The organism is Paraburkholderia franconis, from assembly GCF_009362735.1.
GTDB lineage: Bacteria > Pseudomonadota > Gammaproteobacteria > Burkholderiales > Burkholderiaceae > Paraburkholderia > Paraburkholderia franconis.
In genome coordinates, this window is record NZ_WHNP01000001.1 from 95,201 (window position 1) to 121,949 (window position 26,749).

At 63.8% G+C, this 26,749-nt stretch carries 21 protein-coding genes; 12 read left to right on the top strand and 9 right to left on the bottom strand.

Features of this window, described 5'->3' with window-relative positions; genetic code table 11:
* The first annotated feature begins 215 nt into the window (after positions 1–215).
* Positions 216–1,340 (top strand): aminotransferase, encoded by a 1,125-nt coding sequence (locus GCT13_RS00410; RefSeq protein ID WP_152754814.1) that lies wholly within the window; start codon positions 216–218, stop codon positions 1,338–1,340.
* 78 nt (positions 1,341–1,418) lie between these two features.
* On the opposite strand, the gene GCT13_RS00415 is transcribed toward GCT13_RS00410, so the two are convergent.
* The 4 genes from GCT13_RS00415 to GCT13_RS00430 all read right to left on the bottom strand — a co-directional run bounded on the left by GCT13_RS00415 (position 1,419) and on the right by GCT13_RS00430 (position 8,034).
* Positions 1,419–4,442, bottom strand: a complete 3,024-nt coding sequence (locus tag GCT13_RS00415; protein WP_152754815.1) for an FAD-binding and (Fe-S)-binding domain-containing protein — start codon at positions 4,440–4,442, stop codon at positions 1,419–1,421.
* 69 nt (positions 4,443–4,511) lie between these two features.
* Complete coding sequence (locus GCT13_RS00420) at positions 4,512–5,261, bottom strand: 2-keto-4-pentenoate hydratase (RefSeq protein WP_152754816.1); 750 nt, start codon at positions 5,259–5,261, stop codon at positions 4,512–4,514.
* Positions 5,262–5,278: 17 nt separating this feature from the next.
* Positions 5,279–6,565, bottom strand: coding sequence for an MFS transporter (locus GCT13_RS00425; protein WP_152754817.1), 1,287 nt, complete (start codon positions 6,563–6,565; stop codon positions 5,279–5,281).
* 248 nt (positions 6,566–6,813) lie between these two features.
* Positions 6,814–8,034, bottom strand: a complete 1,221-nt coding sequence (locus tag GCT13_RS00430; RefSeq protein WP_152754818.1) for a pyridoxal-phosphate-dependent aminotransferase family protein — start codon at positions 8,032–8,034, stop codon at positions 6,814–6,816.
* Positions 8,035–8,176: 142 nt separating this feature from the next.
* On the opposite strand from GCT13_RS00430, the gene GCT13_RS00435 reads away from it, so the two are divergent.
* Positions 8,177–8,902, top strand: a complete 726-nt coding sequence (locus tag GCT13_RS00435; RefSeq protein WP_152754819.1) for a GntR family transcriptional regulator — start codon at positions 8,177–8,179, stop codon at positions 8,900–8,902.
* A 69-nt stretch (positions 8,903–8,971) separates the two neighbouring features.
* Here GCT13_RS00435 and GCT13_RS00440 read toward each other — a convergent pair whose 3' ends face one another.
* The 4 genes from GCT13_RS00440 to GCT13_RS00455 form a co-directional block, all read right to left on the bottom strand.
* Positions 8,972–10,315, bottom strand: a complete 1,344-nt coding sequence (locus GCT13_RS00440) for an MFS transporter (protein ID WP_152754820.1) — start codon at positions 10,313–10,315, stop codon at positions 8,972–8,974.
* Between the two features lie 67 nt (positions 10,316–10,382).
* Complete coding sequence (locus tag GCT13_RS00445) at positions 10,383–11,336, bottom strand: hydroxymethylglutaryl-CoA lyase (protein ID WP_152754821.1); 954 nt, start codon at positions 11,334–11,336, stop codon at positions 10,383–10,385.
* The gene (locus GCT13_RS00450) at positions 11,333–12,526 is read right to left on the bottom strand and encodes a CaiB/BaiF CoA transferase family protein (RefSeq protein ID WP_152754822.1); all 1,194 of its coding nucleotides are present in this window, start codon (positions 12,524–12,526) and stop codon (positions 11,333–11,335) included. Before GCT13_RS00450 ends, GCT13_RS00445 begins: the two co-directional genes overlap by 4 nt.
* Before the next feature lie 110 nt (positions 12,527–12,636).
* Positions 12,637–13,563 (bottom strand): LysR family transcriptional regulator, encoded by a 927-nt coding sequence (locus GCT13_RS00455; RefSeq protein WP_152754823.1) that lies wholly within the window; start codon positions 13,561–13,563, stop codon positions 12,637–12,639.
* Positions 13,564–13,777: 214 nt separating this feature from the next.
* Between GCT13_RS00455 and GCT13_RS00460 the strand changes: the two genes are divergently transcribed.
* From GCT13_RS00460 to GCT13_RS00505, 10 genes are all read left to right on the top strand, one after another.
* Positions 13,778–14,737, top strand: coding sequence for a GlxA family transcriptional regulator (locus tag GCT13_RS00460; protein ID WP_152754824.1), 960 nt, complete (start codon positions 13,778–13,780; stop codon positions 14,735–14,737).
* Between the two features lie 51 nt (positions 14,738–14,788).
* Complete coding sequence (locus GCT13_RS00465) at positions 14,789–15,535, top strand: SDR family oxidoreductase (protein WP_152754825.1); 747 nt, start codon at positions 14,789–14,791, stop codon at positions 15,533–15,535.
* A gap of 552 nt (positions 15,536–16,087) precedes the next feature.
* On the top strand, positions 16,088–17,050 hold the full coding sequence (locus tag GCT13_RS00470) for a MurR/RpiR family transcriptional regulator (RefSeq protein WP_152754826.1): 963 nt from the start codon (positions 16,088–16,090) through the stop codon (positions 17,048–17,050).
* Positions 17,047–18,045: an isoaspartyl peptidase/L-asparaginase family protein gene (locus tag GCT13_RS00475; RefSeq protein WP_152754827.1), complete on the top strand. Its 999-nt coding sequence runs from the start codon at positions 17,047–17,049 to the stop codon at positions 18,043–18,045. The genes GCT13_RS00470 and GCT13_RS00475 overlap by 4 nt, the downstream gene beginning before the upstream one ends.
* 61 nt (positions 18,046–18,106) lie before the next feature.
* The gene (locus GCT13_RS00480; protein WP_152755051.1) at positions 18,107–19,999 is read left to right on the top strand and encodes a dipeptide ABC transporter ATP-binding protein; all 1,893 of its coding nucleotides are present in this window, start codon (positions 18,107–18,109) and stop codon (positions 19,997–19,999) included.
* Positions 20,000–20,111: 112 nt separating this feature from the next.
* Positions 20,112–21,674 (top strand): glutathione ABC transporter substrate-binding protein GsiB, encoded by a 1,563-nt coding sequence (gsiB, locus tag GCT13_RS00485; protein WP_152754828.1) that lies wholly within the window; start codon positions 20,112–20,114, stop codon positions 21,672–21,674.
* Between the two features lie 89 nt (positions 21,675–21,763).
* The gene (gene gsiC, locus GCT13_RS00490; RefSeq protein WP_152754829.1) at positions 21,764–22,684 is read left to right on the top strand and encodes a glutathione ABC transporter permease GsiC; all 921 of its coding nucleotides are present in this window, start codon (positions 21,764–21,766) and stop codon (positions 22,682–22,684) included.
* Between the two features lie 7 nt (positions 22,685–22,691).
* A complete protein-coding gene (gene gsiD, locus GCT13_RS00495) occupies positions 22,692–23,597 on the top strand; it encodes a glutathione ABC transporter permease GsiD (protein ID WP_152754830.1) in 906 nt (301 codons plus the stop codon).
* On the top strand, positions 23,594–24,676 hold the full coding sequence (locus tag GCT13_RS00500; RefSeq protein ID WP_152754831.1) for a DmpA family aminopeptidase: 1,083 nt from the start codon (positions 23,594–23,596) through the stop codon (positions 24,674–24,676). Before gsiD ends, GCT13_RS00500 begins: the two co-directional genes overlap by 4 nt.
* Positions 24,673–25,497: a M55 family metallopeptidase gene (locus GCT13_RS00505; protein WP_152754832.1), complete on the top strand. Its 825-nt coding sequence runs from the start codon at positions 24,673–24,675 to the stop codon at positions 25,495–25,497. Before GCT13_RS00500 ends, GCT13_RS00505 begins: the two co-directional genes overlap by 4 nt.
* 70 nt (positions 25,498–25,567) lie before the next feature.
* On the opposite strand, the gene GCT13_RS00510 is transcribed toward GCT13_RS00505, so the two are convergent.
* Complete coding sequence (locus GCT13_RS00510) at positions 25,568–26,497, bottom strand: Gfo/Idh/MocA family protein (RefSeq protein ID WP_152754833.1); 930 nt, start codon at positions 26,495–26,497, stop codon at positions 25,568–25,570.
* Positions 26,498–26,749: the final 252 nt, after the last annotated feature.

The window sequence follows — 26,749 nt, forward strand, 5'->3', positions numbered from 1 at the left end:
GCGCCGCTTTCGCGGCGTACTCTTTTCCCTTGGCTTTCTTCGTTGAGTGCGTCAAGCGCGACGTCTTCTGACGCGCGCTCATCCGTCGAGGCCGCCTCTCACGAGATCGGTCGACTCAATTTGTCCATTTTAGACAAATAGTCTATAGTCAAACACGAGCCGCGCCGCGCATTTGCCGCGCCCTATGCCACTGCTTTCACTCGAGGACAGAACTCATGCAAATCAGGGAATTCGGAGTCGAACGCTGGATGGATCTCTACGAGAACCATTGCGAGCTGAATCTGGCGGAAACGTGCGTGGAATCACTGACGGTCGGCGAATTGCTGAGGATCGCGGGCAAGGAAGATGCGCTGCCCGGCGAGATTCTGCCGATGAAGCTGACGTATGGCGCGATCGACGGCACTGAGCGGCTGCGTAGCAACGTCGCGTCGCTGTATGAGAAGCAGCGTGTGCCGAACGTGCTGATCACGCATGGCGCGATCAGCGCGAACGCACTGGTCTACGAAACGCTCGTCGAACCCGGCGATCATGTGATCTCCGTGTTGCCCACGTATCAGCAGCACTATTCGATTCCGGAGAGCTACGGCGCGAACGTCGACGTTCTGCGTTTGCGCGAGGAAAACGCGTTCCTGCCCGATCTCGATGAACTGAAGCGCATGGTGACGCCGACAACGCGCGTCATCGCGATCAACAATCCGAACAACCCGACGGGTTCGCTGATGGACCGCGTGTTCCTCGAACAGATCGCGCAAATCGCGCGTTCATGCGGCGCCTACGTGCTCTGCGACGAGGTATATCGCGGCACCGATCAGGACGGCAACGGCTTCACGGCATCGATCGCGGATATCTACGAGAAAGGCATCAGCACCGGCAGCATGTCGAAGACATGGTCGCTCGCAGGCCTGCGCGTGGGCTGGATCGCCGCGCCTGTTGAGATCGTCGAGCGCGTGCGGATTCATCGCGACTACAACACGATCAGCGTCGGCATGCTCAATGATCTGCTCGCGTCGATCGCGCTCGAAAACCGCACGGCGATTCTCGAACGCAATCACGGCATTCTGCGCACGAATCTCGCGCTGCTCGATGCGTGGATCGCGAAAGAGCCGCTGCTGTCCTGGGTGAAGCCGAAGTCGGGCACGACGGCGCTGGTGCGTGTCGATGTCGATATGCCGTCGCGCGATTTCTGCGTCGCGCTGATTGAAAAAACGGGCGTGATGTTCACGCCGGGCAGCGCGCTCGATGTGGAAGGTTATGTGCGCATCGGCTATGCGAACAATCGCGATGTGCTGCTTGCGGGGCTTGCGAAGGTGTCTGAGTTTTTGCGGGATATCGCGCGTTGAGACTCGTTGTGTGGAAGACTTCGCTCCGTGTTCGTCGTGTTCGTGTTCGTGTTCGAAGCGAAGGCTTCCGCGTTACCCCTACTTCAACGCCCGCGCCAACACCCGCGCAACATGCAACGCATCGACACCCGCGCCGTCGTGAATCTGATGACGGCAGCTCGTCCCGTCGGCGACCATCACGGTATTCGCGTCGATCTTGCGCACGGCGGGTAGTAACGACAACTCGGCCATCGCCATCGATGCGTCGTAATGCTCGGCTTCATACCCGAAGCTGCCCGCCATCCCACAGCACGACGATTCGACCGTCGACACCTTCAGCTCAGGAATCCACTTCAGCACGGTTTGCACGGGCGAAAACGCATCGAACGCCTTCTGATGACAGTGACCGTGCACGAGCGCCTGATTCACGCCACCGTCTAGCGGTTTCAATTCGAGCTTCAGGCGGCCAGCCTTCTGTTCGCTGACGAGAAATTCCTCGAACAGCATCGCGCGCTTCGACAAACGCTCCGCCTCTTCACCGAAGCCGTATTGCAGAAACTCGTCACGCAACGACAGCAGACACGACGGTTCCAGCCCGACCACGGATACGCCGCGCTCGACGAACGGCCTGAACGCATCGAGCACTCTGCGCGCCTCGCGCTTCGCTTCGTCGACGAGACCCGCTGCGAGGAACGTGCGTCCGCAGCACAGAGGACGCTCCCCTGCGCGCGTATTGAAGTGCACGGTATAACCCGCTGCTTCGAGCACCTGTTGCGCAGCGCGCGCGTTCTCCGGTTCGATGCTGTTGTTGAACGTATCGACGAATAGCAGCACTTCTTTCTGCGTTTCTTTCGGCGCCTTCGAAGATGCAGCCTTCACATTGGCGTCGCTCAGAAACGGCTTGACGAAGCGCGGCAACGAACGCTGCGGCGCAAAGCCCAACGCGCGCTTCACCGGCGACAGGTTCGCAGCGAATGCGAACACGCTGGGCATGCGGGCCGCCATCGCCGCATAACGCGGCATGAACGCGATCATCTTCTCGCGCAAGCGCAGACCGTGCTTTTGCGCCCACGCTGCGCGCGCCTCGATCTTGAACTTCGCCATGTCGACGCCCGTCGGGCAATCGCGCTTGCAGCCCTTGCACGACACGCACAGATCGAGCGTATCCTTCACGTCCTCGCTCGCGAGCCCTTCCGCGCCGAGCTGCCCCGACAGCGCGAGCCGCAACGTATTCGCGCGCCCGCGCGTCACATGCTGCTCGTCTTTCGTCACGCGATAGCTCGGACACATCGTGCCCGCATCGAACTTGCGGCAATGTCCGTTGTTGTTGCACATCTCGACGGCTTTCGCGAGGCCGCCCGCCAGATCGCTGCCCGTTCCGGGTGCCGTTTCCACGCCCGTCAGCGGATCGCGCTCGACATTCCACGACGACCAGTCGAGCGCGGGCATCAACGGACGCACCTTGTATCCGGGCGCAAAACGGAAGTTGCGCGTGTCGTCCATCTTCGGCGGACGCACGATCTTGTCCGGATTCATCCGGTTGTCGGGATCGAAAAGCGCCTTGATCTCGCTGAACGCCTGATTGATGCGCGGACCGTACTGCCACGCAACCCATTCGCCGCGGCACAGGCCATCGCCATGCTCGCCCGAATACGCGCCCTTGTATTCGCGCACGAGCGCGGCCGCTTCTTCCGCGATGGCGCGCATCTTCTTCGCGCCGTCGCGGCGCATGTCGAGAATGGGCCGCACGTGCAGCGTGCCGACGCTCGCATGCGCGTACCACGTCCCTTCCGTGCCGTTGCGATGAAACACGTCCGTGAGCCGGCTCGTGTATTCGGCGAGGTGTTCGAGCGGCACCGCGCAATCTTCGATGAACGACACGGGCTTGCCATCGCCCTTCATGCTCATCATGATATTGAGGCCCGCCTTGCGCACTTCCCACAACGCTTTTTGTTCGGCGGCGTCGGGCATCTGCACAACCGAATCGGGCAAACCGAGATCGGCCATCAGCTCCGTCAACTGCTTGAGCAACGCGAGCTGCACATCGCGATCCTCGCCGGCGAACTCGACGAGCAGAATCGCTTCCGGCCTGCCGACCAGCGCCTTTTCGATCACCGGCCTGAACGAAGGGTTGCTCATCGCGAGCTCGATCATCGTGCGATCGACCAGTTCGACGGCAACGGGCTCGAGCTTCACGATGTGCTGCGTCAAGTCCATCGCCTGCCAGAACGTCGGGAAGTTCACCACGCCCAGTGTCTTGTGCGCGGGCAATGGCGTGAGCTTCAGCGTCAACTGGCGGCTGAACGCGAGCGTGCCCTCCGAGCCGACAAGCAGATGCGCGAGATTTGCAAAGCCATCGTCGGTATGAGCACGCGGATTCTGGCAGTCGAACAGATCGATGTTGTAGCCCGCGACGCGCCGCAGCACCTTCGGCACCCGCGCGACGATCTCATCGCGCTCGCGCAGCGCAATTGCCTTCACGCCTTCGAGGATCTGCTGCAAGCGCGCACCCTGCGGCGCGTTGCGCAGCGAAGCGAAATGCGCTTGCGTGCCGTCCGCGAGAATCGCGTCAATCGCTTCGACGTTGTGGACCATGTTGCCGTATTCGATCGAGCGCGAACCGCACGAGTTGTTGCCCGCCATCCCGCCGATCGTGCATTGCGCCGCCGTCGACACATCGACGGGAAACCACAGGCCATGCGGCTTCAGCCACGCATTCAGATGATCGAGCACGATGCCGGGCTCGACCGTCACCGTGCGCTTGTCCTTGTCGAAGTCGATGACCTGATTGAGCCATTTGCTCGTATCGACGACGAGCGCCTCGCCCACCGTCTGTCCGCACTGGCTCGAACCCGCGCCGCGCGCGAGCAGCGGCACATGCTCGCAGCGCGCGATGTCCAGCGCGACGCGCAGATCGTCCTGGTCGCGCGGCACGACGACGCCGATCGGCGTGATCTGATAGATCGATGCATCCGTCGAATAACGGCCACGGCTTGCGGCATCGAACAGCACGTCGCCGCGCAGTTCCTTGCGCAGCCGGTTGGCGAGCGGCGTCCCCGTGCGCGCCGACGAAGGCACGAGATGAATCGGTTTGACGAGCAGAGTGGAGTTTGCGTTCGACATGTGCTTCGGCCTGTGAGAATGCCTGGAAGGCGACGCTTATAGGCGATAGGCGAGCCCTGAAAAGCGGGACTATTCGAGCGTGACGCTGACGGGCGCGAGCCCTTCGATGTGTCCGCGCGCGGTGCCCGCCCCCTGTGGGAAGAACATGCCCGTATAGGAACCCGTCGTGACGATCATGTCGGGCGTCACGGCAATGCCGCGATGCTGCGTGCAGTGATTGACGAGCCATGTCAGCAGACGCCGCGGGTCGCCGCACGGATTCGAAGGCGCCGCCTTCACGACGTCGCGCTCTTCGAACGTGAAGGTGAGCGTCGGCGCGACGAACGAAAAATCGCGCCGGTACTTCGTGAACTCACCGGCGATCAACACGCCGTGATTCTGCAAGTCCGCGAGTTGCGCGAGCTTGTCGACGTTGGGCCACTGCTCGAAGCGGCTCGCAACGATTTCGATGGTAGCCGCCATCGAGTCGATTGCGTCAAGCACTTCCACTTCATGATAGGCCTTCGTCGCGGGCTCGAAACGCCGGTTGAAGCGGAACGCGATTTCCAGTTCGAGGCCGAGCGGCTTGTAGTGAGCGCGCGGCAGACGCGCGCCGTCGACATGCAGATCGCTCGACGGCAGCGGCGCGCCCTGAATCGCGCCCTCGGCGGATTTCGCGCCGATTTTCCAGCCACCGATGCGCGCGCCGCGCGATGCCAGCAGTTCGTGCTGGATCGCGTAAGCAGCGCTTGCGTCGGCGGGAATCAGTTCGGTCGGGAGCGACGCGAGCGTCGTGTGATCGGCGCGCGCGTCGGCGAGTTGTCGGCTCAGCATGTTCATTCAGACGTTAGCAAGGTTCACGCGTTGAAGCGCGTGGCAGGTTGTGCGCTCGGCTCTGCGCCGACAGCGAAACGGCTTTCCGGTTGCATGCGGAACGCGAGCACGACGCCGATCGCCATCAGCAGCATGCTGCCCACGAAAGGCAGTTCCCAGTTGCCGAATGAATCGATCAGATAGCCCGACAGCACAGGCGAAATGATCGCCGCGAGCGCCGAGCCCGTATTCATCATGCCGCTCGCGGTGCCCGAGTATTCCGGCGCGATGTCCATCGGAATCGCCCACATCGGCCCGATCGTCATCTCGGCAAAGAAGAAGCCCGACGACAGACACACCATCGACACATACAGGTTGTGCGTGAGCATCAACGGCACCAGCGATGCGAGCGTGAGCAGCATGCAGATCGACACCATCCAGCTGCGTGCGCGCTTGAGGCTGCCCGTGCGCTCGAAGAGCTTGTCGGTGACGATGCCGCCCAGCGTATCGCCGATCACGCCCGCGAAAAACACCGCCGAAGCGAACACAGCCGACTTCTTCAGATCGAGGTGATAGCTATGCAGGAAGTACTGCGGAATCCAGCTGAGGAAAAGCCACAACGTCCAGCCATAGCAGAAGTACACGACGGTCACAGGTGCCATGCGCTTGAAGAGCGCTTTCCACGGCACGTTTGCAGTTTTGACTTTCGGCGCGGGCAGCATGTCGAGTTCCGCCTGCGTGATGCGACGATGCTCTTTCGGATGCTCGGTGAACGTCAGCGCCCATACGACGACCCACAGCAAGCTGAACGCGCCGCAGATATAGAACGATTCGCGCCAGCCCCACGTCGTCATCACGAGCACGATCACGCCGGGCGCAACGGCATTGCCGATGCGCGCCGCCGCGTGCGTGATGCCCTGCGCGAATCCGCGCTTCTCTTTCGCGACCCAGCGCGACATTGCAGCCGTCGCGGCAGGAAACGTCGCGCCTTCGCCGAAGCCGAGCAGCACGCGCGCGACGAGCAGCGAGATCAGGCCGCCCGCGAAGCCCGTCAACAGCGTCGCGACGGCCCAGATCGCGCCGCACGCGAGCAGCGTGCGCTTCGCGCCGAAGCGATCGCTCACCCAGCCGCCGATGATCTGGAACACGAGATACGGATACGCGAAGGCCGAGAAGACGAGGCCGACTTCCGTATGCGAAAGATGAAACTCCTTGCCGAAGCCCGCAGCCGCCGTGCTGACATTGACGCGGTCAAGGTAGGTGATGAAGTACATGATGCATAGCATCAGTAGAACGATACTGGTCGCACTGGTCACACGAAACCGCTTCATCGTCTGTCTCCGTTGCTTGCGACGGCGCGTTCGCGCAGGCTGTTCAGCCGTGATGCCGCGCGAGCCGCTGTCTGCGTGGTCTGCCGTTTGCGTTGATCGCGTCTGTGGTGCTGTTCGCTTGCGTGCTTCTTTCTTGTTGTTGTGCGTCGCGCTGACGAGGCGCGTGGGGTTACTACGCCATCGTCATCGTCTTCGAATGAAGGAAGCAGTGTGATTCGCTTCCTTCATCGCTGATGTTTATCGGCGGATCACGCGGCCGCCTTGAGCTTCGGCGCGTTCGGCTGTGACATCAGGAACTCCATCGCGGCGGGCAGTCCGCTCGCGGCGATGGGCACGCCCGCGAGTTGCAGGCCCATTTCGACGCCCGCGAGCGTGGCCATCAGCGTGAGGTCGTTGCAGTCGCCCAAGTGGCCGATGCGGAACATGCGCCCCTTCATCTTGCCGAGGCCCGTGCCGAGCGACATGTCGAAGCGTTCGTAGATAACCTTGCGCACCGCATCGGCATCGATGCCATCCGGCATCATCACACCCGTCAGCACGGGGCTGTAGACGGAAGGATCGACGCATTGAATCTCAAGGCCCCACGCGCGCACTGCGCGGCGGCACGCTTCGGCGAGGCGGCCGTGACGCGCGAACACGTTGTCGAGCCCTTCACCGAGAATCATGTCGAGCGCTTCCGAGAGCCCGTACAGCAGGTTCGTGTTCGGCGTGTACGGCCAGTAGCCGCTCTTGTTCATTTCGATGATTTCGGCCCAGTCCCAGAACGCGCGCGGCAGCTTCGCGTGTTTGCCTGCCTCGATCGCCTTCTGCGATACCGCGTTGAAGCTGATGCCGGGCGGCAGCATCAAGCCCTTCTGCGAGCCGGACACGGTCACGTCCACGCCCCATTCGTCGTGGCGATAGTCGGCGCATGCGAGGCCCGAGATCGTATCGACGAGCAGCAGCGCCGGATGGCCCGCCGCATCGATCGCGCGGCGCACGGCCGCGATGTCGGAGGTAACGCCCGTCGACGTTTCGTTGTGCACGACGCACACGGCCTTGATCGCATGCTGCGTGTCTTCGCGCAGACGCGCTTCGATCATCTGCGGCTGCACGCCGCGCCGCCAGCCTTCGATGCCGGGCAGGCCCAGAAACTCCGCCTTCAGGCCGAGGTTGTCGGCCATCTTCTTCCACAGCGTCGCGAAGTGGCCCGTCTCGTACATCAACACGTGATCGCCGGGGCTCAGCGTGTTCGACAGCGCGGCCTCCCAGGCGCCCGTGCCCGACGCCGGATAGATCACGACGGGCTGCTGCGTCTTGAAGATCTTCTTGATGCCTTCGAGCACTTTCAGGCCCAGCGCGCCGAACTCCGGACCGCGATGGTCGATGGTCGGATAGCTCATCGCCCGCAGGATGCGGTCGGGCACCGGGCTCGGACCCGGAATCTGCAAAAAGTGGCGGCCTGCGGGATGAAAGTCCAGGTTCAGCATCGGTCGATCTCCTCGATTGAATTTTGCATGCAAAAAACTATAACAACGGATCGCGATCGGCCCAAGGCAGTGTTTACCCGCGTATTCCCTTGGAGAGACTTGCATGCTTTAAAATCGGCGCATATCGCTTGAGGATTTTTGTATGCAAAATTCGGACATTGACGCAGGCATGACACCGCCTCCCCTGATGCCGAAAGTCGAACGCCAGCGTCTGCACGACACGGTGGTCGAACACATCCGGCGCTTCATCGTCGAAGGCGTGCTGGAGCCGGGCAAGAAGCTGAACGAACGCGAGTTGTGCGAGACGCTCGGCATTTCGCGCACGCCGCTGCGCGAGGCGCTGAAGGTGCTCGCGGCGGAAGGGCTGATCGATATCGAGCCGAATCGCGGCGCGTCGGTGTCGAAGATGTCGGAAGCGGAGATACGCGAGACGTTCGAGCTGATGAGCGGGCTCGAGGCGTTTTCAGGCGAACTGGCCGCCGAGCGCATGACGGCTGCCGAGCTGACGGAGATCAAGGCGCTGCACTATGCGATGCTCGCGTGCCGCACGCAGAACGATCTGGCCGGCTACTACAGCCGCAATCAGGCGATTCACGACAAGATCAACGAGGCCGCGCGCAATTCGGCGCTGCGTCAGACGTATGTCGCAGTGAATCGCAGATTGCAGGCGCTGCGCTTTCGCTCGAACTTTCAGACCCCGAAGTGGGATCGCGCGATTCACGATCACGATGAAATGCTGAAGGCGCTGGAAGCGCGCGACGGCAAGCGTCTTAGCACGATCTTGCGGCAGCATCTGCTGGATAAGCGCGATGCCGTGTTGCAGATACAGTCGCGGGAGGATGCGGCGGCGGGGAAGTTGAAGGCTTGATTTAAAGGCTTGAAATGAAGAACGCACGGCGAATTGCCGTGCGTTTTTTATCATGGGATCACGAACCCATCACCCGTTCGCCTGCCCCGTATGATCCTTCTGCCGCAACGACTGCGGCAAACCATAAAGAACGATCAACGCGCAGATCAGGCTCAACGCGCCGATCACATACAACGCAGGCGTCGTGCTTCCCGTCACGTCGCGCACGCGCCCGACCATCACCGGGCTCACGATTCCGCCCAACTGTCCCAGCGTATTGATCAGCGCGATACCGCCCGCGGCACCCGCGCCCGTCACGAGCTTCGGCGGCAGCGCCCAGAACGCGGGAATCGAAGCGATCACGCCGGCGCCGAGCACGGCGAGCGCGACCACGAGCATCACAGTCTGCTTGTCGAAGAAGCCCGCGGCAAAGAACCCGACAGCCGCCATCACCAGCAGCGCGCTCACGAACTTGCGGCGCTCGCCCGACGCGTCCGACATCCGCCCGACCACCACCATGCAGATAGCACCGCAGATATACGGCACGGCCGTCAGCAGACCGATGATCGTCGGGCTTTGCGTGCCGGCGCTGCGGATCAGATGCGGCGCCCAGAAATTGAGGCCGTAAGACGCGATCTGAATGAGGAAATAGATGAGGCCCAGCGTGAGAAAACCAGGCGTGCGAATCGCGCCGAGCAGCGAGTGACCGTGCGCCGTCGGCTGCGCCTGCTGCGCGACCTGAGCCGACAGATACGTTTTCTCGGCGGGCGACAGCCAGCCTGCATCGTCGATGCGATCCTTCAGCACCTTCAGCACAAGAATGCCGAGCACGACGCACGGCAAGCCGCCCAGCATGAAGAGCCAATGCCAGCCGCGAATGCCGAACACGCCGTCCATCTGACCGAGCACGAGGCCTGAAATCGGTGCGCCGACCAGACCCGAAAACGCCGATGCAAGAAACAGCAGCGACGTGATACGTCCGCGATAGCTCGCCGGAAACCACAGCGTCAGATAGTAGAGCACGCCCGGCGCAAAGCCCGCTTCCATCGCGCCGATCACGAAGCGCAGTCCATAGAACTGCCATTCGTTCGTGACGAAGACCATTGCCGCCGTCGCGAGACCCCATGAAATCATGATCCGCGCGATCCATTTGCGCGCGCCGACCTTGTACAGCAGCATGTTGCTCGGCACTTCAAAGAGCACGTAGCCGATCACGAAGAGACTCGCGCCGAGACCGTACGCGGTATCGGAAAAGCCGAGGTCGCTTTGCAGCTGGAACTTCGCGAAGCTGATGTTGATGCGATCGAAGAATGCGAACAGGTAGCAGATCATGATGAGCGGCATCAACCGCCACGCTACCTTTTTGATGATGTCGGCTGTCGCCGATAGCTTGTCGTCGCGGCTGTCCGCCGCCACTGCGCCTGGTGTGCTCATGCTTGTCTCCACGCCGGATTCGGCGATGCCGTCCGGTCGTCAGTGTTGTTGTCGAAGTGAATGAAACTCAGATGGCGCCCACGTAATCGGGCACGGGATGCACGTCGCAATTGCGGCCTGCCTTCATCAGCTGCCCCGGCACGTCGTGACCGAGCAGTGCCGGCAGCGTGCGCGACAACGCGATCAGCTTCTGCAAGTCGATGCCCGTCGGAATGCCCATTTCGTCGCACATGTTGACGAGGTCTTCCGTGCAGATGTTGCCCGACGCGCCCGGCGCGAACGGGCATCCGCCGAGGCCGCCGAGCGCCGCGTCGAAACGGCGCGCGCCCGCTTCATACGCGGCCAGCACGTTCGCGAGACCGAGGCCGCGCGTGTTGTGAAAGTGCAGCGTGAGCGCGTCGGCAGGCACGCGTTGCAGCACGCGCTTGACGAGCCGCGCGACCTGGCGCGGGTTCGCCATGCCTGTCGTATCCGCGAGCGTGATGCCGTTGATGCCCATTTCACGGTACGCGTCGACGATCGACACCATGCGGTCTTCGTCGATCGCGCCTTCGAACGGGCAGCCGAATGCGGTCGCGACCGTCGCGTTCAACGACACCGTAAAGTGCCGCGCGAGCCGCACGATATCGCCGAACGCATCGAGCGACGCTTCGCAGCTCATCCGCATGTTCGCGCGGTTATGCGTCTGGCTCGCGGACATCACGAGGTTCAGCTCGTCGGCGCGCGCAGCGAGCGCGCGCTCGGCGCCCTTCACGTTGGGTACGAGCGCAACGAAGATCACGCCTTCGCGTCGCTGGATCTGCGTGAAGACCGCTTCGCCGTCGCGCAGCGCGGGAATCGCTTTCGGCGAAACGAACGAACCCGCCTCGATGCGCGTAAAGCCTGCCGTCGACAGCTGGTCGATCAGCGCGATCTTGTCGGCCGTTTCGACCCACGTCGGCTCGATCTGCAAGCCGTCGCGCGGCGCGACTTCCTGCACGGTCAGCTTGTCGAACCGGATATCGTCGCGGTCGAAGTTCATTGCACGGCTCCTTCGCGGCGCAGCCGCTCGATTTCGCTTTGTTCATAGCCGAGCCCGGCCAGCACGCTCGACGTATGCTCGCCGAGCGTGGGGCCTTGCCAGCGCACTTCGCCCGGCGTCTCCGACAGCTTCGGCACGATGCCCGGCATCTTCACCGACGCGCCGCCCGGCAAGTCGGCGTTCAGCAACATCTCGCGCGCCTGGTAGTGCGGATCGGCGACGATGTCGGCCACGGAATAGATGCGGCCCGACGGCACTTCCGCGCTTTCGAGCGCGGCCAGCACGTCGTCGATCGAATGATGCGAGGTCCACGCGGTGATCGCGGCATCGAGCATCGCGGTCTGCGCGACGCGGCCATCGTTGCGCGCGAGCGCGGGATCATCGGCGAGATCGGGGCGGCCGATCACATGCATTAGCCGCTTGAAGATCGGATCGCTATTGCCCGCGATCACGACGAAGCCGCCGTCTTCCGTGCGATACGTGTTCGATGGCGCAATGCCCGGCAGCGCGCCGCCGCTGCGTTCGCGCACATGGCCGAGCAGATCGAATTCGGGCACGAGGCTTTCCATCAGGTTGAACACGCTCTCGAGGAGCGACACGTCCACCACCTGTCCGTCGCCCTGCCCCGTCTTCACGCGCAGCACCGACATCAACGCGCCGATCACGCCATGCAGCGACGCGAGCGAATCGCCGAGGCTCACGCCGACACGCGCCGGCGCGCCATCGACATCGCCCGTCGTATAGCGGATGCCGCCCATCGCTTCGCCGATCGCGCCAAAGCCCGGACGATCGCGATACGGGCCCGTCTGGCCATAGCCGGAAATGCGGACCATCGTGAGCTTCGGGTTGATCGCGTGCAGCACGTCCCAGCCGAGGCCGAGCTTTTCGAGCGCGCCAGGACGCAGGTTTTCGATGACGATGTCGGCGTCGGCGGCGAGACGCTTGACGACGTCGGCGCCTTCCGCCGACTTAAGATTCACGCAGATCGACTTCTTGTTGCGCGATTGCAGATACCACCAGAGTGACGTGCCCTCATGCAGCTTGCGCCATTTGCGCAGCGGGTCGCCCGTTTCGGGTGCTTCGATCTTGATGACTTCCGCGCCGAACTCGGCGAGCAGCCGCGCGGCGAACGGCGCCGCGATCAGCGTGCCGATTTCGACGACGCGGATACCCTGCAACGGACCACTCATGATGCTGTCTCCAATCTGAATTCATGTTGGAGACAAGGTTAGAAGCGCGGCTGCCAGAGCGTCCAACCGCATTTCGCCAACGACCGTTCGCGGTTCGCGAACGCTCCGCGCTAAGCCTTGCTGGACAAGGCTTCGACGGAACGCAGATGGTCGAATAAGAGCTTTGCGACGGGCGAAAGACGCGCCGCGTCGCGCGTGACGATGATGAGATCGCGTTCGGCCCAGTCGTCTTCGAGCGCGACGCTGACGAGGCCCAGAGGCCGCCCCATGATGCGGTAGACGTTGATCGGCAGCACGCCGACGCCCATGCCCGCCTGGATCATCCGGCACACGGCGTCGAAGCCGGGCACGTGGATGCGCAGCCTGAGCGGCTTGCCCGCCTGGCGCGCGGCCATATGCGTGCGCGCGTTGATCGAACTGGCCGAATGCAGGCCGACGTGATCGCTGTCGAGCGTTTCCGCGAACGCGACGCTCGTGCGTTCCGCGAGCGGATGATCGTCGCGCATCACGACGCATAGCGCGTCGTGCCGATAGTGCGTCGCTTCGAGGCCGCGCGCGTCGGCTTCACCGGAACAGATTCCGAGATCGGCGAGACTGTCCGCGACGGCTTCGACCACGCCGCCGCTCGGCCGCTCTTCGAGATCGATCTTCACGCGGTCGTTGACGGCGAGAAACGCGCGCAAATCTTCAGGCAAGAATTCGACAATCGCGGAGAGGTTCGCCATCATCCGCACATAGCCGCGCACGCCGCTCGCGTGTCCCGCGAGTTCGATGCCGATGTTCTCGATGCCGCGCATCACGCGGCGCGCGTGATGCAGCAGCGTTTCGCCCGCGGGCGTGAGCGTCATGCCGCGCGCGTTGCGCTGAAAGAGCGTCGCGCCGACCGCCTGCTCGAGTTCGAGCAGACGCTTGCTCGCTGCGGATACGGCGATGGCCTCGCGTTCCGCGGCGCGCGTCAGCGTGCCTTCCTCATAGACGGCGATGAAGAGTTGCAAGGTCGTGAGGTCGAGGCGGCGGTGGAGGTTCTTCAGGGTCATGGCGAATACGATGACGCGCAGTGTCGAGACTGCAACGCGTCATATTGTGCCGCGACGCCGCTTCGAATGCTTTCGGTGGGTACATATCCGCTATTCGCGATGCAATGCGATGCAATGCGATGCGATGCGTGGCGTGGGCGCCTATGCGTCGGCCCGAAAAGCGGATTTGCTATCCTGTGCGCTCTCTTCAACGCGTTGCCTGCGAGGTCATCGAATGCCGAGCGTCGCCATAGCGATCTTTCCGGGCGTCCAGGCGCTGGATGTCGCCGGCCCCGTCGATGTCTTCTCCGAAGCGAACGGTTTCGTCGACGGCAACGACCGCTATGAAGTGACGCTGCTCGCCGCCGACAGCAAGCCGCTGCGCGCATCGAACGGCATCACGTTCATCGCCGACAAAACGTTCGACCAGAAGCGCTCGTCCTTCGATCTCGCGCTGATCGCGGGCGGCCCTGCGTTGCCGGAGCGCGCGCCCGATCCGCGCCTGACGGACTGGCTCGCGAACGTCGCATCGCAATGCAGGCGCTATGGCTCGATCTGCACGGGCGCGTTCGCGTTGGGTCACGCGGGCCTGCTTGACGAGCGCAACGTCACGACGCACTGGCAGCACGCGCAACAACTCGCGACGCAATTCCCGAAAGCGCGCGTCGACTTCGATCGCATCTATCTGCGCGACGACCGGCTCGTGACATCGGCGGGCGTCACGGCGGGCATCGATCTCGCGCTTGCGCTCGTCGCCGAGGACCACGGCCCGCAGACCGCGCTGAAAGTGGCGAAGCGCCTTGTGGTGTTCTCGCAGCGGCAGGGCGGGCAATCGCAGTTCAGCCCTTACCTCACCGCGCCCGCCGACGAAACCTCGCCCGTCGCAAAGGTACAGGCGCACGTGATGGCGAACATCCGCGAGAACTTCACGGTCAAGCAACTGGCCGACGTCGCGGGGATGAGCGCGCGCAATTTCGCGCGGATCTTCGTGCAGGATACGGGCGTGACGCCGCATGAGTTCGTCGAGCGCGCGCGGATGGACACGGCGCGCAAGCTGCTGGAAAGCAGCGGCGCGGCGCTCAAGACGATTGCCTACGATTGCGGCTTCGGCACGGCCGACCGCATGCGCATCGTGTTCACGAAGCGTATTGGCGCGACACCGAAGCAATACCGCGAGCGCTTCCGGCAAGAGTAAGTGCTGCGTGAGAAAATGTCCCGCACATCAACGGCTCTTTAGAACCTCGACATGAACGCTACCACTTCCGTTCGCGCCATCGTCACCGGTCATACGCGCGGCCTCGGCGCGGCGCTCGCCGAACAGCTGCTCGCGCAAGGCATCGCCGTGCTCGGCATTTCGCGTTCGCGCAATGACGCGCTCATCGGGCGGCAAGGTTTCGAACAGGTCGAAGTCGATCTGTCGAATGCGGAACGCCTCGCGCAATTCCTCTCCGGCGCCACGTTGCGCAACTTCCTGAAAGGCGCGCAAACTGCGCTGCTGTTCAACAATGCAGGCATGGTGCAACCGATCGGTCCCATCGAAGGGCAGGACGTCGCCGCGATCGCGCAAGCCGTCACGCTGAACGTGTCCGCGCCGTTGATGCTGGCGAGCGCATTCGCCGCCGCAAGTCCCGATGCCGGCGACCGCCGGATCGTCCACATTTCCAGCGGCGCTGCGCGTCATCCGTACTCGGGCTGGAGCATCTACTGTGCGGCGAAGTCCGCGCTCGATCATCACGCGCGCTCCGTCGCGCTCGACGAGAACCGGGCACTGCGCATTTGCAGCGTCGCGCCGGGCGTCGTCGATACGAACATGCAGGCGGAGATTCGCAGCACGGGGCTGGACAAGTTCCCGATGCGCGAGAAGTTCGAGGAACTGAAGCGCAGCGGCAAACTGTCGACGCCGGAAGACTCGGCGGCCAAGCTGATCAGCTATGCGCTGAGCGATACGTTCGGTGCAGTGGCAACTGCGGATGTGCGGGAGTTGCCGCAGTAAACGCAGTTGCGTTGCACCGGAGTGAAGCCCCGAAAAGCCTCACCTTTGCGTGAGGCAACCTGATCAGGGACTTCATGAACGGCCTCATTACGGACCCGCCGCTTTTCTGAAAAGCGCGAAATTGCCGGGAAATGCGGGCTTTTTCATGCATTCTTCGTAGCGGCTATCCTGCTTGAGCCGCGTGAGAAGCGCCCCGGAAAACTCGCTCCCGAATATCCTCACCTCAAAGCATTTGGACCGCGATACGCAAGCGAGAAGCTCAGTATCGGTCAATCTCACGGTTCAGCATTTTCAGCCGCGTGCGTCCGTCCGGCGGCGCTCTCCCATTCGCAGCAGCCGCGCGTCCCGCGCCTGCTTCCAGCCTCGCCGCAGTGCGGCTTCCAGAAGCGCCTCATAGGCCGATAGCCCTGCCTCTCCGCCCACAAACGCGCGAGTGACCCGCGCGCTTCCCTCGTGAAAACCCCTACTCCCCTGTGAAAATTTATTTTCTCCGTATACATTCGATGTAAATTTACTTACATTGCCGACCACGCACACAACCCGCACCACCCGATGCCCCGTCACCCGACGCCCTCCGCCGCCTCCGAGCCGGCCATCGCCGCCCGCATCACGGCCGCGATGCCGATCCTCACGCCCGTTCACCGGCGCATGGGCGAGTTCGTGCTGGCCAATCAGTTTCGCGCGGCGACCATGCGTATCGACGAACTGGCAACGGCCGTCGGCGCATCCGTCGCGACGGCGAACCGCTTTTCGCGCGCGCTCGGTTTCGACGGCTATCCGGCGTTTCGCGAAGCGCTGGTGCGCGGCTTCGAAGCCACGCTCGCGCCCGTCGAACGCTTGCGCTCGGCGCAGGAGTCGCAGACCAATGGCGACGAACTGTTCAGCGCATCGCTCGAACAGGCCGCCACGAATCTCGGCACGACACGCAACGCGATCGACAGCGCAGCCGCCGAAGCCGCCGTCGAAGCGATCATCGGCGCGCGGCGCGTGTTCATCGTCGGTTCGGGCGCGAGCGCCTTTCTCGCGAGCCTGATGGAGCACAACCTGCTGCCGTATCACGACAACGTGCAGTCACTCGCGCTGATCGGCGGGCCGACACACGCTGCGCGCCGCCTCTTCAACGCGCGCAGCGGCGATCTGGTGATCGCGATCGCGTTCCCGCGCTATGTCGACGACACGATCGAGCTTGCGCGCCGCGCCGCCAGCCTCGGCGCCAACGTGCTCGCGTTGACGGACGGCCCGGCGTCGCCGCTCGCGGCGCTGGCCACGCGCTCGCTCTTCATCCGCGCGGAGCGGCGTCTTGCCGCGACGTCCGAAGCAACCGTGCTCGCGGTGATCGAAGCGCTGTGCGACGCCGTCGCGTATCGCGCGAAGCGTTCGGCCCAGGCCGCCGCAGACATGACGGAGTTCGTGCTGCCCTGGCTCACCGAAACGTCCGCGATGCATGCCACTCCGAAGACGGCCACGCGGCCGACCCCGCGACCAACCTCTAACCGAGCGAAGAAAAAGCAATGACGTCCAAAGCGGTAATCGCGATTCATGGCGGCGCGGGCACGATCGTGCGCGCGTCGATGGCCCCCGATGCGGAAGCCCGCTATCACGCCGAATTGCGCGCCGTGCTCGCTGCCGCGCAGCGCGTGCTCGCCGACGGCGGCAGCGCACTCGACGCCGTCACGCAAGCCGTGCGGCTGCTCGAAGACTGCCCGCTCTTCAACGCCGGACACGGCGCCGTGTTCACGTCGGCGGGCACGCATGAACTCGACGCGTCGATCATGGACGGCCGCACGTTGCAAGCGGGCGCCGTGTCGTGTGTGAAGCGCGTGCGCAATCCCATCGTCGCCGCGCGCCACGTGCTCGAATACAGCGAGCACGTGATGTTCACGGCCGACGGCGCGGAAGCATTCGCGCAAGCCCAGGGCCTCGAGTTCGTCGACCCGTCGTACTTCCACACCGACGCGCGCTATCGTCAGTGGCAACTCGCGCGCGAGCAGCAGCGCGCGATGCTCGACCACGACGGCGCGACGCTCGCCGCGCAAACGCCAGCGGCGCAAGCCAGAGACGATGCGCTGCCCCATGAGCCCATCGACCCGAACCGGAAGTTCGGCACGGTCGGCGCGGTCGCCGTCGATCTGTACGGCCACGTCGCGGCTGCCACATCGACGGGTGGCATCACGAACAAGCAGTTGGGCCGCGTCGGCGATGCGCCGCTGATCGGCGCGGGCTGCTATGCCGACGACGCCACCTGCGCCGTGTCGACCACGGGCTCGGGTGAAATGTTCATGCGCATGGTCGCCGCCTACGACGTCGCCGCGCAGATGGCGTATCGCGGCGTCTCGCTGGAAGAAGCGGCGAACGATGTCGTGATGAACCGCCTGCCGCGCATCGACGGACGCGGCGGCCTGATCGCCGTCGACGCGCAGGGCAACGTCGTATTGCCGTTCAACACGGAAGGCATGTATCGCGGCTATGCGCGCGTCGGCGAAGCGCCCGTCACGGCGATCTACCGCTAGACGCAACATCGCCGCATGTCCTTCATTGCAACAGACGCCGGGAGAAATCATCGTGACGAACATGTCGAACCAGCCGCGTCCGCTCGATAGCCTGCCGCCGCAACGTGTCGTCGATATTGACCGCCTGACGGTCTCGTTCCGTCGCGGCGAAAGCACGTTCGACGCAGTGCGCGACCTGTCGCTCACCGTCGATCGCGGCGAGACGCTCGCGATCGTCGGCGAATCGGGTTCGGGCAAATCGGTGACGTCGCTCGCGCTGATGCGCCTCGTCGAACACGGCGGCGGACGCATCGCGAACGGCAGCATCGCGTTCCGCCGCCGCAACGGCAGCGTGCTCGATCTCGCGCAGGCGTCGCAAGCGACGATGCGCGGCGTTCGCGGCGCGGACATCGCGATGATCTTCCAGGAGCCGATGACGTCGCTCAATCCCGTGTTCGCGGTAGGCGACCAGATCGGCGAAGCGATCGCGCTGCATCAGAACATGAGCCGCAGCGATGCGCGCGCGGAGACATTGCGTCTGCTCGATCTCGTGCGGATTCCCGAAGCGCGCCGCGTGGCCGCGCGTTATCCGCATCAACTGTCGGGCGGCATGCGGCAGCGCGTGATGATTGCAATGGCGTTGTCGTGCAAGCCGTCGCTGCTGATCGCCGACGAGCCGACCACCGCGCTCGACGTGACGATCCAGGCGCAAATCCTCCAGTTGATACGCGGCCTGCAGGACGAGATGAACATGGGCGTGATCTTCATCACGCACGACATGGGCGTCGTCGCCGAAGTCGCGGACCGCGTGCTTGTGATGTATCGCGGCGAGAAAGTGGAAGAAGGCGAATCGGGCGCGCTGTTCGCCGCGCCCGCGCATCCTTATACGAGGGCGCTGCTCGCCGCCGTGCCGAAGCTCGGCGCGATGCAAGGCACGAATGCGCCCGCGAAGTTTCCGTTGCTCACGCTCGATGGCGAGCACGCGCAGCCGTCGAACGAAGCACGCGCCGCGCACGTTGAAACCACACAGACGCAAACCGCGCAGCCGATTCTCCGCGTGCACGATCTCGTCACGCGCTTTCCCGTGCGCAGCGGCCTGTTCGGCAAGCTGACGGGCCGCGTGCATGCCGTCGAGCGCGTCAGCTTCGATCTGCATGCGGGCGAAACGCTTGCGCTCGTCGGCGAATCGGGTTGCGGCAAATCGACGACAGGGCGCTCGCTGCTACGTCTCGTCGAAAGCCAGAGCGGCAGCATCGAATTCGACGGCAAGGACATCAGCTCGCTCAGCGGCCCTTCGTTGCAGGCATTGCGGCGCGATATCCAGTTCATTTTCCAGGACCCGTTCGCGTCGCTCAATCCGCGTCTAACGGTCGGCTTCTCGATCATGGAGCCGCTGCTCGTGCACAACGTCGCGAGCGGCAAGGCGGCACAGGAGCGCGTCGCGTGGCTGCTCGACAAGGTCGGCCTGCCCGCCGATGCCGCACGCCGTTATCCACACGAATTCTCCGGCGGCCAGCGTCAGCGCATTGCGATTGCGCGCGCCCTCGCGCTCAATCCGAAAGTCGTGATCGCCGATGAATCGGTGTCGGCGCTCGATGTTTCCGTGCAGGCGCAGATCGTCAATCTGATGCTGGATCTGCAACGCGAATTGGGTGTGGCGTATCTGTTCATCTCGCACGACATGGCCGTTGTCGAGCGCGTCAGTCATCGCGTCGCGGTGATGTATCTCGGGCAGATCGTCGAGATCGGCCCGCGCCGCGCGGTGTTCGAATCGCCGCAGCATCCGTACACGAAGAAGCTGATGGGCGCGGTGCCCGTCGCCGATCCGGCGCGCCGCCACGCGAAGCGCATGCTCGCCGCCGACGAGCTGCCGAGCCCGATTCGCACGCTCGACGACGAACCCGTCGTCGCGCCGCTCGTTGCTGTCGGGCCGGATCACTTCGTGGCCGCGCATCGGATCGGCGGCGCTTACTAGCTTATTGATCGCGCAGGCAAGGCCGATCACGCATTACCGGCAGCACACAGAAGCCGCGCGGACCAGCGGCATGACAACAAGCAGTTCCTTTGCTCAGTGGAGTTCAGAACCGATGACTACGCCCTTGATGTTTCAACCGTTGCGCCTGCGTTCGCTCGTGACGAGCGGCGCGCTGGTCTTTGCGATGCTCGCGTCCGGTGCCGCCCATGCGGCGCAGACGGCCGTGATGGCCGTCGACTCGACGTTCACGACGCTCGATCCGTACGACGCGAACGACACCCTCTCGCAAGCCGTTTCGAAGTCCTTCTACCAGGGCCTGTTCGGCTTCGACAAGGACATGAAGCTCGTCAACGTGCTCGCGACGAGCTACGAAGCGAGCCCCGATGCGCGCGTCTACACGTTCAAGCTGCGCCAGGGCGTGAAGTTCCAGGACGGCACCGACTTCAACGCGGCCGCCGTAAAGGCCACGTTCGACCGCATCACCGAACCGGCGAACAAGCTGAAGCGCTACAACATGTTCAGCCGCATTGAAAAGACGGAAGTGGTCGATCCGTACACGGTGAAGATTACGCTGAAGGCGCCGTTCTCGGCGTTCGTCAACGTGCTCGCGCATCCGTCGGCCGTGATGATGTCTCCCGATGCAATCAAGAAGTACGGCAAGGACATCGCGTTCCATCCTGTCGGCACGGGCCCGTTCGAGCTGGTGAAGTGGGATCCCGCCGGCGATCTGACCGTGAAGAAATTCGCGGGCTACTGGAAGAAGGGCTATCCGAAGATCGACGAAATCGACTGGAAGCCCGTCGTCGACAACAACACGCGCGCGGCGCTCGTGCGCACGGGTGAAGCGGACTTCGCGTTCCGCATTCCGTTCGAACAGGCAGCGACGCTGCAATCGAGCCCGAAGGTCGACATCATCGCAACGCCGTCGATCATCAACCGCTACGTCAGTCTGAACACGACGAAAAAGCCGTTCGACAACCCGAAGGTGCGTGAAGCGCTCAACTACGCGATCAACAAGGAAGCGCTCGCGAAGGTCGCGTTCTCCGGCTATGCGGTGCCCGCCGACGGCGTGATTCCAGAAGGTGTCGACTACGCGACGAAGCTCGGCCCCTGGCCCTATGACCCGGCGAAAGCACGCGCGCTGCTGAAAGAAGCAGGCTATCCGAACGGCTTCGAAACGACGCTCTGGTCGGCGTACAACAACTCGACGTCGCAGAAGACGATCCAGTTCGTGCAGCAACAACTCGCGCAAGTCGGCGTGAAGGCGAGCGTCGAGGCGCTTGAAGCAGGCCAGCGCGTCGCCAAGGTGGAAAGCGCGCAAGACCCGGCGACGGCGCCCGTGCGCATGTACTACATCGGCTGGTCGTCGTCGACGGGCGAAGCGGATTGGGGCATCACGCCGCTGCTCGCGTCGTCGTCATTCCCGCCGAAGCTCGTGAACACGGCTTACTACAAGAACGATACCGTCGACAGCGATCTGTCGAAGGCACTCGAAACAACGGACCGCACGCAGAAGGCCGCGCTCTACGGCGATGCGCAAAAGCGCATCTGGGCCGACGCGCCGTGGATCTTCCTCGTCAAGGAGAAGATCGTCTACGCGCGCAGCAAGCGCCTGGCGGGCGCGTATGTCGCGCCGGACGGCTCGTTCAACTTCGACGAAATCGCAGTGAAGTAAACGCGCGCAACGCCCGTTCCGAAGCGCGCATTTCGGGACGGGCATGTTCGCTTCACGCCGCGCATGCTCTTCGATAGCGGATCGCTCTCATGCTGAATTTTCTCGTCAAACGCCTGCTGGGCCTGCTGCCGACGCTCGTGATCGTCGCCGGCCTCGTGTTCCTGTTCGTGCACCTGCTGCCCGGCGACCCCGCGCGGCTCGCGGCCGGCCCCGAAGCCGACGATGCGACCGTCGCGCTCGTGCGCGCCGATCTCGGCCTCGACAAGCCGATGCCGCAGCAGTTCGTGAACTTCTTCGTGCGCATCGCGCATGGCGACTTCGGCACGTCGACGCGCAGCAAGCGCCCCGTTGCCGCGGAGATCGGCGAGCGCTTCATGCCGACGCTGATGCTCACGCTCGTCAGCATGGTGTGGGCCGTGATCTTCGGCATGGCGATCGGCATCGTATCGGCCGTGTGGCGCAACAAGTGGCCCGACAGGCTCGGCATGACGCTCGCCGTGTCGGGGATTTCGTTCCCCGCGTTCGCGTTCGGCATGCTGTTGATGGAAGTGTTCTCGGTGCAGCTCGGCTGGCTGCCCATCGTCGGCGACGGGTCGTGGCGCAGCTACGTGCTGCCGTCCATCACGCTCGGCGCGGCCGTCGCCGCCGTGATGGCGCGCTTCACGCGCGCGTCGTTCGTCGAGGTGCTGAACGAAGACTACGTGCGGACGGCACGCGCGAAAGGCGTCGCGGAGCAATGGGTCGTCATCAGGCACTGCCTGCGCAACGCGATGATTCCCGTCGTCACGATGATGGGCTTGCAGTTCGGCTTTCTGCTCGGCGGCTCGATCGTCGTCGAAGTGGTGTTCAACTGGCCGGGCATGGGGCGCCTCCTGGTGGACGCCGTCGCGATGCGCGACTACCCCGTGATTCAGGCCGAAGTGCTGCTGTTCTCGCTGGAATTCATCGTCATCAATCTGGTCGTGGACGTACTGTATGCCGTCATCAATCCGACCATCCGTTTCAAGTGAGGCACGCATGAGCACGACCGCCGACAACACCCGCGCCGTCTCGTCCCCTCACGGCGAAGGCGCGATCCGCACGCCGTGGAGCGAGTTCTGGCGCAAGTTCCGCAAGCAGCATGTCGCCCTCGCGGCGGGCGTGTTCGTGCTGCTGCTCGTCGCCGTTTCGATTGCGGGGCCGCACATCGTGCCGTACGACCCCGAAAACTATTTCGACTATGACGCGCTGAACGCAGGACCATCCGCTGCGCACTGGTTCGGCGTCGACTCGCTGGGCCGCGATATCTTCAGCCGCATCGTCGCGGGCACGCGCATCTCGCTGGCAGCGGGTTTTGTTTCGGTGGCGATCGGCGCGATCGTCGGCACGCTCTTCGGACTGCTCGCGGGCTATTACGAAGGTTGGTGGGACCGCATCACGATGCGCGTCGCCGATGTGCTGTTCGCGTTCCCCGGCATCCTGCTCGCGATCGGCATCGTCGCGATTCTCGGCAACGGGATGATCAACGTGATCTGCGCGGTGGCCGTGTTCAGCATTCCCGCGTTCGCGCGGCTCGTGCGCGGCAATACGCTGATGCTCAAGCACCTGACCTATGTCGAAGCGGCGCGCAGCATCGGCGCGTCGGACTGGACGATCATCATGCGGCACATTCTGCCGGGCACGATCTCGTCCGTGATCGTGTATCTGACGATGCGCATCGGCACGTCGATCATCACGGCCGCGAGCCTGTCGTTTCTCGGACTCGGCGCGCAGCCGCCGACGCCCGAGTGGGGCGCGATGCTGAACGAAGCGCGCGCCGACATGGTCACTGCGCCGCATATCGCGCTCTTTCCGAGTCTCGCGATCTTCCTGACGGTGCTCGCGTTCAACCTGCTCGGCGATGGCTTGCGCGACGCGCTCGATCCGAAGCTGGACCGGCCATGAGCGCGCCGCAGATGCCGCACATGCCTCATATCGGCGTGTTGCCTTCGGGTGCGCTCGGAACGATCGCCGATGTATCCGGTGTGACCGTCGGTCATTGCACGCTCGATCAAGGTCCGATACAGACGGGCGTGACCGTGATCCGCGCGCATCGCGACGATCCGTATCGTCAGAAGGTGCCCGCTGCCGCAAGCGTGATCAATGGCTTCGGCAAGAGCATCGGTCTCGTGCAGATCGAAGAACTCGGCGTGCTCGAAACGCCGATTGCGCTGACCAACACGTTCGGTGTCGCCGCCGTCGCGCAGGCGCAGATTCGCGCCGCCATCGCAAGCAATCCGCAGATCGGGCGCGAATGGCCGACCGTCAATCCGCTCGTGTTCGAATGCAACGACGGGTATCTCAACGACCTTCAGGCGCTCGCGATCCAAGAGACGCACTACGCGCAGGCGCTCGATAGAGCGGCCGCTTCGTTCGATCGAGGCTCGGTCGGCGCGGGGCGCGGCATGTCGTGCTTCGATCTCAAAGGCGGGATCGGTTCTTCGTCGCGCGTGGTCAGCGTGGCGGGCCGCGGTTTCACCGTCGGCGCGTTGGTGCTCGCGAACTTCGGCCGTCTGCCGATGTTGACCGTCGACGGCGTGCCTATTGGCCGCGAACTCGCGCCCGCACAGCGCACGCAGGCAGCACATGCAGCCGTTTCGAAACCCGAGCAAGGCTCGATCATCATGATCGCCGCCACCGATGCGCCACTCGACGCGCGCCAGCTCAAGCGTCTTTCGATGCGCGCCGCCGCCGGTCTCGCGCGCACGGGCTCGGCCTATGGACACGGCAGCGGCGACATCGCGCTCGCGTTCTCGACGGCCTGGACCGTTGCGCATGACGGCGATTTCGTCTCGACGCCGCCGCTGCTCAACGATGCGCGCCTCGATCCGCTGTTCCATGCGTGCGCGGATAGCGTCGAGCAGGCGATCGTCGATGCGCTATGGTCCGCCACGTCGGTCACGGGTCGCGACGGCCACACACGTCTGTCGCTGCGTGATGCAGTGCCCGATCTCGAACAACGCCTCGAACAACGCAGCGCATGAAAGTCCTGATCTCCGTCGATATAGAAGGCGTCGCAGGCGTCGTCAATCCCGAGCAGACGCGCGCGGGCAACAGCGAATACGAGCGCGCCCGCCGCTGGATGACGCTCGAAGCCAACGCGGCGATCGAAGGCGCGTTCGCGGGCGGCGCCACGCACGTGTGGGTCAACGATTCGCACGGCGGCTTTCGCAATCTGCTGCCCGACATGCTGGATGCGCGCGCGAACGTGATACTCGGCAAGCCGCGCACGCTCGGCATGATGGCGGGCCTCGAATACGATCCGCAGCTTGTGTTCATGATCGGCTATCACGCGATGGCGCAAAGCCGCGGCATGCTCGCGCACACGATCAACAGCTTTGCATTCACGCACGTGAAGATGAACGGACGCGATGTGGGCGAAGCGGGACTTTATGGCGCGCTGGCAAGCGAGTACGGCGCACGCGTCGTGCTGCTTTCCGGCGACGATGTGTTCGCAGAAGAAACGAAGCCGTTGTTTCCCGAAGCGACGTTCGTGATCACGAAGCACGCGACGGGTTACGCAAGCGGCTCGACGCTGACGCCGGAACGTGCATGCGCCGCGATCAGGCAAGCAGCGACGGACGTCGCCACGAGCCACGCAGGCCGCGACGCCTTGCAACGCGCAACGCCCCGGCCCGTCGATATCGAACTGCGCGTGCAATCCACTGCGCTCGCAGACCTGTTCGGTCAGATGCCGTCGCTGGAACGCGTGGACGGCGTCACACTGCGCTTTCCGACGCCATCCGTCGAGCACGCGGTGCGCACGCTGAACTGTCTGTCGGCGATGTCGTTCATGTTGCGCTGATATCAGTGCTGAAATCGGTGCTGAAATCAGTGCTGAAATCAGGCCAGCGCAAACGCGCCTTTCGCCGACGCTAGTCGTAAAACGCCTCGACCTCCTGACGACGGCCAAGCAGGAATGCATCGGCCACGAGCCGCAGCGGACGCACGTCGACATCGTGTTCGCTGTGCGTGATGAGCCAATGGAACCGCTCATACAGCGACGGATATTCGCGCTCCGCTCCGACGTCCATCGGCTTGCCCGCAATCGCGAGCTTCTTGCCGCCTTCGCTCAGATGCAGCACGCCGTCCGTCGTCGTCACTTCGATTTCCCATTGCTCGACGGGGCCATGACGCCAGTCGAATTCGGCGCGCACGGGTACGCCTGTCTCGTCGATGCAATCGAGTTCGGCGGCAATCGGCGTCTGCACGTTTGCGGGCACCGATAGCGTCGCGGCGCGCAACACGACTTCGCGCGGCAGCATGTGCGTGATGATCGACAGCGCGTTGATGCCCGGATCGAACACACCGAGTCCGCCCGGCGTCCAGATCCAGGCCTGGCCCGGATGCCAGCGGCGCACGTCTTCCTTCCAGCGCACCTGCACCGATTGCAGCGTGCGCGCCGCGAGCCATTCGCGCGCCGCCTCCACGGCGGGCGCGTAGCGCGAGTGCCATGTCGCGAACAGCGTGCGGCCCGCGGCGCGCGCCATCGAACGCAACACCTCCACTTCATGCACGCTCGCGCCCGGCGGCTTTTCGAGCATCACGTGCTTGCCCGCGGCCAGCGCGGCGCGCGCCTGATCGAAGCGCACCTGCGGCGTCGCGCACAGCGACACGGCATCGAGTTGCGGCTCGTTGGCGAGCATCTCGTCGATGGTCTTGTAGTTGCGCACGCCGTCGACCTGCGCATTTCGGCTCGCACACGCAACGAGCTCGAAGCCGTCGAGCGCGGCGATAGCGGGCAGATGCTGGTCGCGCGCAATCTTGCCGACGCCGACGATGCCGATGGAAAGTTGGGTGTTCATAGTGTGGGCGATGGAGCTTCGAGGGAGTAGCGGATTGTCCGTGTGTTGTCAGCGGACCCAGCGTAACGCAAGCCCATTCGTTTCGCGCACGAAGTCGCAGCGCGCGTGCCCGCCCCCGAATCAGCCAGGCTATATGCATCGCAGCATCCGGTCGTGATCGGTGCTTTTCGAAAATCAGCTTGCATTCACGATTGGACGCCGTCCCAAACAAGCCATATAACCTTACTATATAAGAACGATTGGACGAGACAT

Bases quoted from the DNA above. Each gene is read 5' to 3' on its own strand.
- GCT13_RS00465 (WP_152754825.1), top strand. From the start codon at position 14,789: ATGAACGCTACCACTTCCGTTCGCGCCATCGTCACCGGTCATACGCGC.
- GCT13_RS00420 (WP_152754816.1), bottom strand. From the start codon at position 5,261: ATGAACATGCTGAGCCGACAACTCGCCGACGCGCGCGCCGATCACACG.
- gsiD (WP_152754830.1), top strand. From the start codon at position 22,692: ATGAGCACGACCGCCGACAACACCCGCGCCGTCTCGTCCCCTCACGGC.
- GCT13_RS00455 (WP_152754823.1), bottom strand. From the start codon at position 13,563: ATGACCCTGAAGAACCTCCACCGCCGCCTCGACCTCACGACCTTGCAA.
- GCT13_RS00460 (WP_152754824.1), top strand. From the start codon at position 13,778: ATGCCGAGCGTCGCCATAGCGATCTTTCCGGGCGTCCAGGCGCTGGAT.
- GCT13_RS00425 (WP_152754817.1), bottom strand. From the start codon at position 6,565: ATGAAGCGGTTTCGTGTGACCAGTGCGACCAGTATCGTTCTACTGATG.
- GCT13_RS00415 (WP_152754815.1), bottom strand. From the start codon at position 4,442: ATGTCGAACGCAAACTCCACTCTGCTCGTCAAACCGATTCATCTCGTG.
- GCT13_RS00440 (WP_152754820.1), bottom strand. From the start codon at position 10,315: ATGAGCACACCAGGCGCAGTGGCGGCGGACAGCCGCGACGACAAGCTA.
- GCT13_RS00475 (WP_152754827.1), top strand. From the start codon at position 17,047: ATGACGTCCAAAGCGGTAATCGCGATTCATGGCGGCGCGGGCACGATC.
- GCT13_RS00435 (WP_152754819.1), top strand. From the start codon at position 8,177: ATGCAAAATTCGGACATTGACGCAGGCATGACACCGCCTCCCCTGATG.
- gsiB (WP_152754828.1), top strand. From the start codon at position 20,112: ATGACTACGCCCTTGATGTTTCAACCGTTGCGCCTGCGTTCGCTCGTG.
- GCT13_RS00410 (WP_152754814.1), top strand. From the start codon at position 216: ATGCAAATCAGGGAATTCGGAGTCGAACGCTGGATGGATCTCTACGAG.
- GCT13_RS00450 (WP_152754822.1), bottom strand. From the start codon at position 12,526: ATGAGTGGTCCGTTGCAGGGTATCCGCGTCGTCGAAATCGGCACGCTG.
- GCT13_RS00445 (WP_152754821.1), bottom strand. From the start codon at position 11,336: ATGAACTTCGACCGCGACGATATCCGGTTCGACAAGCTGACCGTGCAG.
- GCT13_RS00510 (WP_152754833.1), bottom strand. From the start codon at position 26,497: ATGAACACCCAACTTTCCATCGGCATCGTCGGCGTCGGCAAGATTGCG.
- GCT13_RS00430 (WP_152754818.1), bottom strand. From the start codon at position 8,034: ATGCTGAACCTGGACTTTCATCCCGCAGGCCGCCACTTTTTGCAGATT.
- gsiC (WP_152754829.1), top strand. From the start codon at position 21,764: ATGCTGAATTTTCTCGTCAAACGCCTGCTGGGCCTGCTGCCGACGCTC.
- GCT13_RS00500 (WP_152754831.1), top strand. From the start codon at position 23,594: ATGAGCGCGCCGCAGATGCCGCACATGCCTCATATCGGCGTGTTGCCT.
- GCT13_RS00505 (WP_152754832.1), top strand. From the start codon at position 24,673: ATGAAAGTCCTGATCTCCGTCGATATAGAAGGCGTCGCAGGCGTCGTC.
- GCT13_RS00470 (WP_152754826.1), top strand. From the start codon at position 16,088: ATGCCCCGTCACCCGACGCCCTCCGCCGCCTCCGAGCCGGCCATCGCC.
- GCT13_RS00480 (WP_152755051.1), top strand. From the start codon at position 18,107: ATGTCGAACCAGCCGCGTCCGCTCGATAGCCTGCCGCCGCAACGTGTC.